We start from the raw sequence: 13,145 nt of genomic DNA on the forward strand, positions 1-13,145 counted from the left end.
CGGCAGGGGACGAATCCATAAGGAGCCAATCATGAGTACTTATTTGACAAAAAGACTGCTGTATATATTCATCATTCTGTTTGCGGCATCACTGCTCATTTTTTGCCTTTATGCTACTACGCCGGGGGACTTTATCACCGGGAATATCAAGCTGACTGCAGAACGCAAGGCGGAGCTGCGGGAGATCTACGGCCTGAACAAACCGGTGCTTGAACGATATGGCATATGGATGAAAAATGCACTGCACGGGGATTTCGGATATTCGCTCGCCCAGCAGAAGCCGGTGCTTCAGCTGTTCAACGACTATATCTGGAATTCTTTTTTGCTGGCGGCGGTATCAACCTTTCTGACCTGGGTTATCGCGGTCATTATCGGAGTGATTTCTGCCTATAAGCAATACTCCTGGTTTGATACGCTGGTGATGATTGCTATATTCGCGGCGATGTCGCTTCCGTCTTTTTTTATCGGCCTATTCCTGATTAAAATATTGGCGGTTGACTTCAAATGGCTGCCGCCTGGCGGAATGACGACCACAGGCAGCAATGCTGCAGGTATGGCATATCTCAAAGATGTTGTGCGTCATATGACGCTGCCGGTTATAGTGATGACCTTGCTTGGGCTGGGCTCACTAACCCGGTATTTCCGCAGCAATATGATAGATGTGCTGAAACAGGATTATATCCGCACAGCCCGCGCCAAGGGCTTAAAGGAGCGGAAGGTGCTGTTCACCCATGCGCTGAGAAATGCGCTGCTGCCAGCCATTACGCTCGTTGGCTTCGAGCTTCCGGCGCTGTTCGGCGGGTCGATTATTATCGAGCAGATCTTCAACTGGCCGGGCATCGGCCAACTGTATATGAAGTCCTTCGGGCTGAGAGATTATCCTCTGCTGATGGGCTTTACGATGCTGCTTGCCATTCTGACCGTGATTGGAACGCTGCTCTCGGATGTTTTGTACCGGGTTGCCGATCCGCGTGTCCGGTTATAGAGGGGGGATGACATTGTGGCAGCTAACAGCACTTTAAACGAGCTTCACAGGCCTGCAGCCAAGGTCCAGAAATCTTCACTGTTCCGGCAATCAATACGGAGACTGCTTCATAACAAGCTGGCGGTATCCGGTTTTGTAGTCGTTGTATTTATGTTTGTTCTTTGTTTTATCGGACCTTTGTTCTCGCCGTATACAGATAACAAAATCAATATGGCCATGATGAATAAAGCACCGAATCTCAAGCATTGGCTGGGAACGGATGCGCTGGGCCGCGATATACTGACGCGGGTGATGCAGGCCGGACGCATCTCGCTTACGGTCGGACTTGCTTCGATGGTATTGTCCGTATTTCTCGGCGCCCTTCTGGGGGCGATAGCCGGTTATTACCGCGGAATTGCTGATCAGATCATTATGCGTATTGCGGATCTGCTGATGACGATTCCCAGTCTGCCGCTGCTGTTCATCTTCGGTGCGTTGCTGTCGGAATGGAAGATTCCGACGGACTACCGGATGTATATTGTTATGCTTATGCTGAGTATCGTGAACTGGCCGGGTCTGGCACGGATGGTGAGAGGCCAAATGCTCAGCCTGCGGGAACGCGAATTCATGCAGGCTGCGGTAGTGCTGGGGCTTAGCGACCGCCGAAAGCTGTTCAACCATCTGCTTCCGAACATTGTTCCACTGCTGATCGTGATGGCGACGCTTAACATCGGCGGAGCGATCCTCAGCGAATCCGTACTCAGCTTTTTCGGCTTGGGGGTTATGCCGCCGACGCCGACATGGGGGAACATGATTGATGCTGCGAATAATATGATCGATTTCCAGAATCGCCCTTGGCTGTGGATTCCGCCGGGTCTGTCGATATTCGCCACGGTCATTGCCATTAATATATTCGGTGACGGCCTCAGAGACGTGCTTGATCCTAAACAGAAGAGGTAGGTGTCCAACATCCGATGAAGGATTTAATGACGATAGACGGTCTCAGCACCAAGTTCTTCACAGAGGAAGGGAATGTAACAGCCGTTGATGATGTAAGCTTCCAGGTACGCGAAGGGGAAACGGTCTGCATTGTCGGGGAATCCGGCTGCGGCAAAAGCGTAACCGCCATGTCGATTATGGGACTGGTAGAGAAGCCCGGAGGGCGGGTTGCCGGAGGAAGTATAGATTTTCAGGGAGAAGATTTATTGCAGCTCGACCAAAATACATTGCGGGCGATCCGCGGCAACGAGATTGCCATGATCTTTCAGGAACCGATGTCATCGCTCAATCCGGTAATGAAGATCGGGGAGCAGATTATGGAGCCGCTGATTGTTCATTTGAAAATGAAGAAAAAAGAAGCCCGGCTGCGGGCGATTGAGCTGATCCAGCAAGTGGGGATCTCCCGGCCAGAGCAGATTGCCGACAGTTACCCTCATGAGCTGAGCGGGGGAATGCTGCAGCGGATCATGATCGCCATCGCTATTTCCTGCAATCCGAAGCTGCTGATAGCCGATGAGCCGACTACGGCGCTGGATGTTACGATCCAGGCGCAAATTCTGGATATGCTGCGCGGGTTCAAGGAAAGCTCCAAAATGTCGATCCTGCTAATCACCCATGACCTTGGGGTCGTGGCAGAGATGGCTGACTACGTGATTGTGATGTATTCCGGCAAAATCGTCGAGGAGGGCGAGGTTGTCGAACTTTTTAAGAATCCCAAGCATCCTTACACAAGAGGTCTGCTGAAGTCAAAGCCTGTGATGGGCCAACGTCAAGAGGAGCTGTATTCAATCCCGGGGCAGGTGCCTAATCCGCTTACGCTGACTCCGTCTTGTTATTTCCATGACCGCTGTGAGCACTGTATGCCGGTCTGCCGCAGCCGCCAGCCGCAGCTCCAGGAGACGGGCAGCGGGCAAAAAGTATCCTGCTGGCTGTATGAGGAGGCGGAAGTCCATGTCTGAGGCACTGCTTGAAGTTAATCATTTGAAGAAGTATTTTCCGGTCACGCAAGGTCTGCTGAGCCGTACGGTAGGACATGTTAAAGCCGTGGACGATATCAGCATCCGGCTTCAGCCGGGCGAGACCTTCGGACTTGTCGGGGAATCCGGCAGCGGCAAAAGTACGGTAGGCCGGACCATTCTGCGGCTGACCGAAAAAACAGCCGGAGAGGTTAAGTTTAAGGGTGTGGACATTTACAGCCTTTCACCCGCTGAGATGCGCCAGCTGCGGCCCCGGATGCAGCTGATTTTTCAGGACCCCTACAGCGCACTTAATCCCAGAGTCCGGGTTGGTGACGCCATCGGCGAAGCTCTGCTGGATCACGGACTATGCTCCAAAGCGGAGGTCCGGGGGCTGGTGCTGGATGCGCTTGAAGCCTGCGGCTTGTCCTCCTATCATATCGACCGCTTCCCGCATGAGTTCTCCGGCGGCCAGCGCCAGCGGATCGGAATTGCGCGGGCGCTGATCCTGAATCCTGACCTCATCATAGCCGATGAGCCGGTCTCGGCACTGGATGTGTCCATTCAGGCCCAGATCATCAATTTGTTCAGCAAGCTGCAGCAGAGTAAGGGACTGGCCTATTTGTTTATTTCCCACGATCTCAGCGTAGTGGAGCATTTATGCTCCCGGATCGGTGTGATGTATCTGGGCTCCATGGTGGAGACCGCGGCTAGGGACGAATTGTTCCGCCATCCGCTGCATCCATATACCAAGGCGCTGCTTTCGGCGGTTCCTGTTCCGATTCCGAAGCTGAAGCGGGAGCGGATCGTGCTGCAAGGCGATATTCCGAGCCCTGCAAACCCGCCTTCCGGCTGCAAATTCCATACCCGCTGTCCGTTTGCCGTGGAGGTCTGCAAGGCGCAGATTCCGGTGTTCCGCGATGCCGGCGGAGGCCATTATGTAGCGTGTCATTTGGCATAACTTCTTATAAATATGTATTATAATAGAATATTTACCGATTTTGACTTGGTGTACTGGCAGTGCTATACTGTTTCCACAGCAGGTAAATATGGTTAATAATAGACTGATTAGACCTATACATCTAATTGGTCTTGTTTTTTTAATACTTAAGTCAGTTGTTCGTAGTAATTCATTGCAGCCCAAGCTGACAAAACTTTTAGGAGGAAATATCATGAATACCACAGTACGTTTGACTGAAAGATCCGGCTCGACCTCTTCACAGCGGAGCAAAGGCTTTGTACCGGTTGTCGTCTACGGTGCAGGTTCAGATAGCCAATCCTTTACAGCGGATGCGAAGACATTGAACGAAATTCTCGGCAAGAACCCGCGGGCGATTCTCAAGGTAGAACTGCCGGATTCCGGCTCCAAGAATGTGGTGATCCAGGAAGTGCAGCGTCAGCCGCTTTCACGCAAGTTGCTGCATGTGGACCTGCATCAGATTGATATGAAGGCTGAGCTGGACACCAAGGTTGCTTTCCACTTCACCGGTGATCCTGTCGGCGTCAAGAGCGGCGGCAGTCAGCAGGTGGAGCTCTATGAGCTGGATATCCGCACCTTGCCGGACAAGCTGACTGCGACCTTTGAAGTAGATATCAGCGGCCTTGATATTGGCGATCAATTACTGGTTTCCGATCTGCCGAAGCATGAAGGCTGGGAAGTATTGACACCAGAGGATACACTGATCGTACGAATTTCGCCTCCTGTCGCTGCTGAAGAGCCGACGGATACGGATACTGCCGAACCGGCAGCAGCCGTGGCTTCCGAAGAGGGCAAGACGGAAGAATAAGCTACTTAGCGGACTTGAAGATTTAGTTTAAATAGGAGCAGACATTCCCTTAACAAGGAGCTGTCTGCTCCTTTTGCGTGCAATGATTTGGCTGATGTGACTTGGTAAGGGGGTGGGGAATTTGTTGTTTCATAATTTACAACGTAACAGTGTTATGTTACGATCATTTCAAGGAGTGATCAAGATGGAAGAGGATTTGATCTCCAAGAAGGATCTGCTGGAGCTGACCGGCATTTCTTACGGGCAGCTGTACCGCTGGAAACGGAAACAGCTGATTCCCGAGGAGTGGTTTATCCGCAAATCTACGTTTACCGGGCAGGAAACCTTTTTTCCGAAAGACAGAATTCTGGGTCGGATCCATAATATTATCCACATGAAGGATGATCTTTCACTGGATGAGCTGGCAGACAGGTTAGGTGATACTTCAACCCTCTACAAGCTGTCATTGACGGCGAAGCAATTGTTAGAACGTAACATTGTTTCGAGCTTGACCCTGGACAGATTCGGAGGGTTGGACGGAGGCGGAGATCAGGAATATGCCTTTGAGCAGATTGTACATCTATTTGCCGTTGACCTCTTGCTTAGCAAAGGCGAGGTGAATCTGGAGGAAGCCGACAGGCTGTTCTATACACTGACGGTGAATACGCAGAGGTTCGAGGGGAAGAGCTGGGAGCTGTTTTTTGTCCGCAAAATGGGCGTCAGTATGTTCCTGCTCGCTGCATCTCCAGCCGATCTGGTTTTTGATGAGGGTGTAAGGCTTGTTAGCAGACTCGCTTTCACGGATTTGCTGGAACAGCTGAAGGGCAAAGTGAATTAAGGAGGAATGGTTAATGCTTATTGATAAACAACTGCCGGATTTGCAGATGGCCGGAGTGAGCGGCGCCGCAGGCGGGACCTATAACAACGTTAATTTGGACGGAGTAAGCCGGGTGAACGGGCCGGTTCTGGCGCGGAATTTCAAGGGCAACGGGGTTATACAGATGAACGGGGATCTTTCAGCAGAAGAAATGGACGTGAATGGAAAGCTCAAAATCAACGGCAGTCTGGAGTCCGTGAGAATGCAGCTAGACGGAATGGTCACGATAGACGGCCCCCTGCGCGGCGAGAACTGTATCCTGAACGGGATGATCCGTGTAACAGGAAGCTGCGAGCTGGAGCGTTTTGAGGGTGAGGGTAGTTTTACAGTAATCGGCTTACTTAGTGCGGGATATATGGATTTCACTCTTGAGGGGCAAAGCAAGGCGGATGAGATCGGTGTGGAGAGCCTGATTGTCCGGCAGAGGGATTCACATCTTGTGAGCAAACTGCTGGGCGGGTTAATTCCACGGTTTAGAACTGAGCTGCTTGCCAAGGTCATTGAAGGCGACTATCTTGAACTGGAAAATACGACAGCGGATATTGTGCGGGGCGACAAGGTCATAATCGGAATAGGCTGCAGGATCGGGCGGCTGGAATACCGCTCGGAACTGAAAGTGCATCCTGGTTCAAGTGTGAGAAAGGTGGAGAAGTACGGTGAGTAATGATGCTGAGCGCAATAATCTGAAAATTCTTGGAACTTCATCGTCTATGGGCGGATGCTTTCTCGATGTGAAGGTGACCGGTGAAGGCAAGTTTGCCGGAGATGTGGATTGCCTGAGCTTTTCTTTGACCGGGAACAGCGGGATTTCTGGTAGTCTGCGGACGGAGAAGTTGAAGCTCACCGGTGAAATTGAAGTGAAAGAGCGGCTTACGGCAGGAGCCCTGCACGGACAAGGGGAGATAAAGTGTGGCAGCTTAAGCGCTGAACGATTCAAGTTGAGCGGCGATCTGGAGGTGTCTGGAGATTGCGAAGCGGAGAAGCTGCAAATGACCGGTGCGCTTAGGGTAGGCAGGCTGCTGAATGCAGACAATCTGGAGCTTGTGCTGTTTGGACCCAGCCGATCGTCAGAAGTCGGGGGAGGCAGCATTACCATCAAGCGCAGCAAGGCGGGGGCTCTGCTGAAACAGGTTCAGCCGAAGGGGATTCTGTTCACTGCACGGGTGATTGAAGGAGACCAGGTAGACATTCAAAATACCTGTGCAGAAGTGGTGCGGGGGGAAAACGTCATCATTGGTGCAGATTGCGAAATCGGGATCGTGGAATACCGCAGCAAGCTGGAAATTCATAAGAGTGCCACCGTGAAGCAGCAGGTGAAGGTTACGAAGTAAGCCGCCGGATACACCGCCTGTTGCATGAGACGCCAGAAGCCAGAAGCCGGATGCCGCAGGCTGAAGAACAGAGTATGCTGCCACTTGTTCTGTCAGTCTGGACATTCCGCAGCAGGCTTTGCGGCAGCCCCGGCACTAAGCTTGCCGGGATACCTGAAAGCGAAGGACGGTCTTCAGCTTCTCCGGCGCTGTTCTGCGGGCATCTGAAATATAGATTTCCCTGTGGGTGTGGGCAACCCGCTGCAAGTCATGTTCGGAACAATATTGTTCCATCCGCGCGAAGCTCTGCGGCTCCTCATCGTAAGAGCCCAGATGAAGCATTTGCACACTTAGGCCGTCTTCGGAGCTTCCGAAGGCGGCTTTATGCAGAAGTGGATGCGGTTTGGTAGTCTTCAGCTTCTCCAGGATGTCACCCGCAAGATCGGCTGTCACAAAATCAGGCTGCCTGATCATCAAGGTATAGAGCAGGTCGTCTTTGTCTAGGACAGCTTTCTTGCGGCCCTCAGGGTTCAGATCCCAAATGCCTTCCAGCGGGAAAACGGTATAATCGTAGTAGCTCTCAGGTGCTGGTCCTTTTTTGGGAAGCATCTTTACCGCGTAAGCCAGAGAGTACAGTACACCTACAGCATCGGCAAAGGTCTCACTGTTCGGATTGCCCTCTCCCTGCAGCATAAAGTAAGGAAATGCAGGCACTGTAAGAATTGCTGGTTCGACGGCGGGCAGATACAGGGCCTTGTCCTGCTTTTTCCATTCGTATTTCATAGGAATCACCTCATCAATAGATTGTGTTAATCTAAGAATAGCATGTGTAACTAGACATAAGAGTGTCATCTTCGACCGGAGTAGATTAGAAAAGTAGAAGGATGTAGAATAAAGAGTAATGTAATATACTGGCATGAATTAGGAGGAGCTTCAATGATTGGTCAAGCTGAATTGGTAATTGACGCGAAAGCACTGCTTGGGGAAGGCGCCCATTGGGACGGACAGGAAAGTAAACTTCATTGGGTTGATATCGAGGGCAGACGGCTGAGAATTTATGAACCTATGGGACAAGGCGAGGAGATCTATTCCTTCGATAGCATGGTCAGTGCGGCAGTGCCGGCCGCAGACGGCGGCTGGATACTTGCGCTGCAGGACGGAATCTACAGCTTCAAGAAGAACGGGCAGCCGCAGCTTATCGCTGCAGTGGAGCCTGAGCTGCCCCGCAACCGGCTGAACGATGCCAAATGCGACAGTGCAGGCCGGCTATGGTTCGGCACCATGAGTATGGATTCAACACCGGGGGCGGGCAATCTGTATGTCATGGAGCCTCATGGGGAGGTGCGCCATGTCTTGCCGGACATCGGCATCTCAAATGGACTGGCCTGGGATGACAGCCGCAGCTTGATGTATTACATTGATACGCCGACCCGGGGCGTGGATGTTATGGATTATGATCTGCAGAGCGGGACAGTCAGCGGACGCAGGACCGCTTTTACTTTGCCGGAAGGTGCAGGCGGTCCTGATGGGATGACGATTGACCGTGAGGGCATGCTCTGGGTGGCCCAGTGGGGCGGGAGCTGTGTCTCGCGCTGGAATCCGCACACCGGGAAACAGATCGGCAAGGTTGAAGTGCCGGCCAAGAATGTAACCTCCTGCACTTTCGGCGGCGAGGCGCTGGACGAGCTGTACATCACTACAGCGAGAAGCGGGATGAGCGAAGAAGAATTGCAGCACTGGCCGCTGGCTGGAGGACTGTTTAAGTTCAAAGCCGGGGTGCAGGGAGTGCCGGCCAATGTTTTTGCAGGCAAAGTGCGGTAGTATGGGTTACCTGTTGTTTTAATAAAATATTGTTATCTTAGTGCTTAGTCTCGTTTATTGATTGATATGAAGAACTACATGCTACACGTATGGGTGCTTAATTTATAATCGCTAATAGGATGTAGAGAACGTAGCCCAAGCGAAAGCTCGGGAGCGTTCTCTTTTTTGTCTAACTGAATAAATCTTGAAGAAAACAATTGATCGTTCTTTATTCAAAACGAGGGCTCTTCATACGCAATTTTGAATAGTACACGATACCCAGAGAAATTTTATAATCACTCTAAAGTTGCATTACTTAATCCCATCGTCATCGCTAGCACACCACACCCAAGTCCCTTCAACAGGACACTCAACATGGGCAATTCTGTCATAGAGGCTTCCGTCATAACTAGCACGTGGATTACGTGGTTCATTCATCGTACCACAAGATACTGGAAAGATTCCTTCATTCCATTTTCCAATTTCTCTATTGCACTATCTAAAAAATGATAGACTAAGGTTGCTGAATAAATTCCTTCAGGTTCAGCTCCTAATGAAGTTACTTTAAAACTACTTTCACATGTGCCATCTTCCCAATTAATGTCAAGCCCGTTATTTCTCTAAAAATACCCGATATAGATTGTGAATTTTGATATGTCTTTGTTTTTTTTGGTACTTGCGTCATTGTTAACCTCCTAAGTTGTAGTTTTGGTGATACAGTAATATTATTTTCAAGGAGATGTTAGTTTATTCGACTGATTTCTTAATGGACAAAGTCCTAAAGCTAGCTTTTAAAAAACAAGTACAATTAGCGTCCTTAAGCTGGCACTCAAGTATCCTACAGCATAGGAAATGGCCAAGGCAACTCAGGACGAACAAAGGCAATCTCTGATTACAATTGGTGCTAAAACCACAGCTACTAAAGCTTCTAAGACCTAAGTGGTGTTTTTAAGTGGATTCCAAACAACGGCAGCCATGAACGAAATATCGTTCTAGACTGCCGTTGCTCTATTGAATTAAGGTGTTCCGTTATCTCAATAACTCGGTTTGTAAATCCTATCCGTGTCAGTATCGATTACAAAATCCACCTCTACCTCTCCTTTAAGAGGTAACTGTTCGAAATTGTAGAGCTTGTAAAAGACTTCGGGTAAATCGCTTAAATCAGTAACTTGCTCTTTTACTTTTAGATATTTTTGTTTTAACTCCTGCTTAGTACACTTGGCACCCGAAATGTAAGATCTGTGAAAATAACCGTCAATTTCAACTAACAATGCAATCACGACCGGTTGCTAACCAATCCATATAGCTAAGAATATTTACATAATAACTTATCCCGTCTCCAGTAGGTTAAACTTTTTTTCCTAATAGTTGAGCAAAGACTATCAGACGTACGTGAGCCGTTACTCATCGGCCCCTATGTTAACTGATGCTCCCCGTAGTCTTGCTTGACCGTCAGTGTCCAAGGTTTTGACGATGAAACTGTAAGATTTACCCGCATCGATTGCGGCGGAGGCAGCTCTAAGGTGAAAATCATTTGAGGCTTGCTTCACAAATCCAGGATCGGCAAATACAGAATGGCTATCATTTCCGGTACGGGTCTTATAGGTGGTGAAACTGATATACTCCTGGTTTTTCCAAATCCAACTTGCTTTCGATACGTCTCCGGGAGCGTAATAAAGATTGTAGTCTACTACATTTCCCGAGTTTTTCTTCTGTTCGTTATAGATGAAGACATTCGATGAATTCGCAAAGATGATATTATTGGTGATCATATTATTTTTGGTATCGTACTGTAGCAAAATTTCACCACTGCCATCATTTAGCGAATTATTGTGATATAGGGTATTGTTGATGATCTTGCAATTTACTGTTGAACCTCGTTCCATATCGTATCCGCCCAGCGCTATTCCCGTATACCGGTTACTGTAGACTATGTTGCTCCGCACGGTAACCTCGCTTGTGGATTTCCCTGCATGTTCACTGGCAATTTCAATGCCAATATCGTTGTTGTAACTGTAATTTCGTTCAATAACGCTGTCTTTTCCCCCATCGATGTAAATACCGCCAGCTGCATTGCTATGGTTAGGAAGTGATGTACCGTAAGAAGGGTTAAAGTTGGATGTGATGTTATATACTCTATTGCCACTGACTAATCCGTTTCTCACTTGATCGTAGGACGGATGCGGCGCCGTTCCTTCGAAGCCGATGAGATCGATACCGATATTGTCATTATCATGAATGAGATTGTTCGTCACGGCAAAAGTATCGACATTTCCGTTGATAACAAGGGACTCGCTTGAACCCAGTACCAGCTTATATAGCTCATTACCTTCTATCGTTACATGATGAATGGAGGCGGGAGCCTCAGTGCCATACACAGCGATACCGTGAGCATCCCGGCCAAGCAGGTCACTGCCGGCTGGTGTTGCAGTATTTTTGATATCATGTACTTTGTTATTCAGTATCTTAATATAGCTACCAGAACCGTGGACAAATATACCTATTGGCAATTGCTCTGTTTTTGCTGTGCTGAAATTACGGATTTCAAACCCCTTTATCGTAATATAGCTGGCATTTTCAATCTCAATCAGGCCTTGTTGTCCTGTGACAGAAAGTCCGCTGCCATCAAGGATTGCTCTTTCCTGCGGGAAATTAGCGAACGTGATCGAACCCTCCCGGGCTGAGCCTGAACGGCTTATTTTAAGCTTTTGCTTATAGACGCCTCCTCTTACATACACCGTGCTGCCCGGTTTTGCGGAGTCTGCTGCATGCTGGAGCGTTCTCCAGGGAGATTTTTTGGTGCCCTCGTTGTCATCGCTGCCTTTGGAGTCAACAAAATAAGTAGGAACAGCTGCGGAAGTAGAAGTGGCACGCAATTGCAACAGCATAATCATTACGGTTGCAACTACCAAACTCAGTATGAAAAATTTACGCTTTGTTTGCATTGAGCTGGATCTGCCTTCCCTGAATGGTTTTCTTGTAATTATACTATAGTCATCCGTAAGTGGCTCTTATGCGCTATCTAGTAATGTTTGAGTAAATGTGCCCCGTTAGCGTAACGTCAGCTCGGAAGATTGAAATCCACCTATTACTAATAATGAAACTCTCATGGCGACGTCTTCTTTATTAGTACTTACGTTCCCAGTAGCCCATTGAAAGGCACCTTCATGGATGACTTGTGCAAAAATAGGCACATAAATATTTTTCTCGTCAGCTGTATAGATGTCTTCCAGACTTTTCGACAAATATTCCTTCAACTCATTTACTATTTTTTCTTTCAATTGCGGTACGACTAAGCTTACATAGCTGCTGCGGCATTGGATGTCAGGTGGTCGATAAAAATCGCATACCGCTAAAACGAGCTGATGGATGCTGTCTTGATCGAATTTCACTACGCCTGCAGTGTGTTTTACAATGGCAGCTGATGCAGAATCTCCCATAACGTAGTCCAATAATTCGTATTTGTCAGTAAAGTGCGCATAGAATGTAGCCCGGTTGACTTGTGCTCCTTTTGTTATATCCGCTATTGTTATTTTTTCAAAATCCTTTTTGGAAACCAAATGAAAAAATGCGTTAATCAAAGACTGTTTCGTTTGTGTCATTCGCACATTCATTACTTTTGCCGCCATTTGCTTCACCCCTAACCCGACATATTAACAAGCTTGTCGCTATAGCAACATTTGTGCATCAATTGTTGGTTGTTGCATTAAATCATAGGTTGTATATTATCCATTAAAGCAACACCTGTTACTTTAATATAGCACAGAAAAGGAGCTTACGAAAAATGAAAACTATTGCAATAGTGGGTGCAGGTCCTGGATTAGGTTTGTCGCTAGCCAAAAAATTCGGAGAGAACGGATTTAGGGTGGCTGCCATTTCGCGTAATCCAGAGAAATTATCAATGATCATAAGCGAACTTAAAGAATTAAATATCGAAGCACAGTCTTATGTAGCGGATGTCACGAACTTGGCTGCTTTAAAACTAACCATTCAAGCGGTTAAAAAGGATTTTGGTTCTATCGATGTGCTAGAGTTTAGCCCTTATGCAGGGTGGGATAAATTCACAAATGTGCTGGAAACAACGCCAGAGAGTGTATTAGAACAAGTAAACAGCTATGTGTTGCCTGCCGTTCTTTTGGTCAATGAGGTATTACCGGATATGATAAACAACCGTTCGGGTGCCATTCTATTTACAACAGGCTTATCTGCTATGTTCCCGTTGCCTTTTGTCGGGAATGGTGGAATCGTTATGTCGGGTATTCGTAATTACGCTACAAACTTGCACAATGAGTTGAAAGAAAAAGGTATATTTGTCGGACATCTTTCCATCGGAACCTTAATACAAGCCGGTACAGCAGGCGATCCGGATGTCATTGCAGATACTTGGTATGACCTATACGAGAAGAAGGACCGCTTTGAAGAAATATTCCCGCCAGGGTTTGATCCGACGAAAATTCCTAATCCATAACTGTT

15 protein-coding genes are annotated in these 13,145 nt (G+C 48.3%); 10 read left to right on the forward strand and 5 right to left on the reverse strand.

Features of this window, described 5'->3' with window-relative positions; genetic code table 11:
* Nucleotides 1-31 precede the first annotated feature (31 nt).
* The 8 genes from NYE29_RS22230 to NYE29_RS22265 all read left to right on the forward strand — a co-directional run bounded on the left by NYE29_RS22230 (nt 32) and on the right by NYE29_RS22265 (nt 6,893).
* Nucleotides 32-985 carry an ABC transporter permease gene (locus tag NYE29_RS22230; protein WP_340897513.1) on the forward strand — a complete coding sequence of 318 codons (954 nt, stop codon included), beginning with the start codon at nt 32-34 and terminating at the stop codon, nt 983-985.
* A gap of 78 nt (nt 986-1,063) precedes the next feature.
* Nucleotides 1,064-1,924 carry an oligopeptide ABC transporter permease gene (opp4C, locus tag NYE29_RS22235; protein ID WP_379144776.1) on the forward strand — a complete coding sequence of 287 codons (861 nt, stop codon included), beginning with the start codon at nt 1,064-1,066 and terminating at the stop codon, nt 1,922-1,924.
* Between the two features lie 14 nt (nt 1,925-1,938).
* Entirely contained in the window at nt 1,939-2,922 is a 984-nt protein-coding gene (locus NYE29_RS22240; RefSeq protein WP_076109777.1) for an ABC transporter ATP-binding protein, read from the forward strand.
* Nucleotides 2,915-3,880: an ABC transporter ATP-binding protein gene (locus NYE29_RS22245; RefSeq protein WP_340897517.1), complete on the forward strand. Its 966-nt coding sequence runs from the start codon at nt 2,915-2,917 to the stop codon at nt 3,878-3,880. Before NYE29_RS22240 ends, NYE29_RS22245 begins: the two co-directional genes overlap by 8 nt.
* 211 nt (nt 3,881-4,091) lie before the next feature.
* Nucleotides 4,092-4,706, forward strand: coding sequence for a 50S ribosomal protein L25 (locus NYE29_RS22250; RefSeq protein WP_038594264.1), 615 nt, complete (start codon nt 4,092-4,094; stop codon nt 4,704-4,706).
* A gap of 184 nt (nt 4,707-4,890) precedes the next feature.
* The gene (locus tag NYE29_RS22255; RefSeq protein ID WP_076109775.1) at nt 4,891-5,523 is read left to right on the forward strand and encodes a YhbD family protein; all 633 of its coding nucleotides are present in this window, start codon (nt 4,891-4,893) and stop codon (nt 5,521-5,523) included.
* 13 nt (nt 5,524-5,536) lie between these two features.
* A complete protein-coding gene (locus NYE29_RS22260; protein ID WP_340897520.1) occupies nt 5,537-6,226 on the forward strand; it encodes a hypothetical protein in 690 nt (229 codons plus the stop codon).
* Nucleotides 6,219-6,893 carry a bactofilin gene (locus NYE29_RS22265; RefSeq protein ID WP_340897522.1) on the forward strand — a complete coding sequence of 225 codons (675 nt, stop codon included), beginning with the start codon at nt 6,219-6,221 and terminating at the stop codon, nt 6,891-6,893. The genes NYE29_RS22260 and NYE29_RS22265 overlap by 8 nt, the downstream gene beginning before the upstream one ends.
* Nucleotides 6,894-7,028: 135 nt before the next feature.
* Here the strand turns inward: NYE29_RS22265 and NYE29_RS22270 are convergent, their stop codons facing one another.
* Nucleotides 7,029-7,655 carry a GyrI-like domain-containing protein gene (locus NYE29_RS22270; protein WP_076109773.1) on the reverse strand — a complete coding sequence of 209 codons (627 nt, stop codon included), beginning with the start codon at nt 7,653-7,655 and terminating at the stop codon, nt 7,029-7,031.
* A 153-nt stretch (nt 7,656-7,808) separates the two neighbouring features.
* On the opposite strand from NYE29_RS22270, the gene NYE29_RS22275 reads away from it, so the two are divergent.
* Complete coding sequence (locus NYE29_RS22275; RefSeq protein ID WP_340897524.1) at nt 7,809-8,693, forward strand: SMP-30/gluconolactonase/LRE family protein; 885 nt, start codon at nt 7,809-7,811, stop codon at nt 8,691-8,693.
* 538 nt (nt 8,694-9,231) lie between these two features.
* Here NYE29_RS22275 and NYE29_RS22280 read toward each other — a convergent pair.
* The 4 genes from NYE29_RS22280 to NYE29_RS22295 form a co-directional block, all read right to left on the reverse strand.
* On the reverse strand, nt 9,232-9,357 hold the full coding sequence (locus NYE29_RS22280; protein WP_340897526.1) for a hypothetical protein: 126 nt from the start codon (nt 9,355-9,357) through the stop codon (nt 9,232-9,234).
* A 349-nt stretch (nt 9,358-9,706) separates the two neighbouring features.
* The gene (locus NYE29_RS22285; protein WP_340897528.1) at nt 9,707-9,952 is read right to left on the reverse strand and encodes a hypothetical protein; all 246 of its coding nucleotides are present in this window, start codon (nt 9,950-9,952) and stop codon (nt 9,707-9,709) included.
* Nucleotides 9,953-10,072: 120 nt separating this feature from the next.
* Nucleotides 10,073-11,617, reverse strand: a complete 1,545-nt coding sequence (locus NYE29_RS22290; protein ID WP_340897530.1) for a right-handed parallel beta-helix repeat-containing protein — start codon at nt 11,615-11,617, stop codon at nt 10,073-10,075.
* A gap of 105 nt (nt 11,618-11,722) precedes the next feature.
* On the reverse strand, nt 11,723-12,301 hold the full coding sequence (locus NYE29_RS22295; RefSeq protein ID WP_340897532.1) for a TetR/AcrR family transcriptional regulator: 579 nt from the start codon (nt 12,299-12,301) through the stop codon (nt 11,723-11,725).
* Between the two features lie 155 nt (nt 12,302-12,456).
* Between NYE29_RS22295 and NYE29_RS22300 the strand changes: the two genes are divergently transcribed.
* Nucleotides 12,457-13,140 carry an SDR family NAD(P)-dependent oxidoreductase gene (locus NYE29_RS22300; protein ID WP_340897534.1) on the forward strand — a complete coding sequence of 228 codons (684 nt, stop codon included), beginning with the start codon at nt 12,457-12,459 and terminating at the stop codon, nt 13,138-13,140.
* Nucleotides 13,141-13,145 lie beyond the last annotated feature (5 nt).

Source organism: Paenibacillus sp. FSL M7-1046 (genome assembly GCF_038007405.1).
Taxonomy (GTDB): Bacteria; Bacillota; Bacilli; order Paenibacillales; family Paenibacillaceae; genus Paenibacillus_AQ.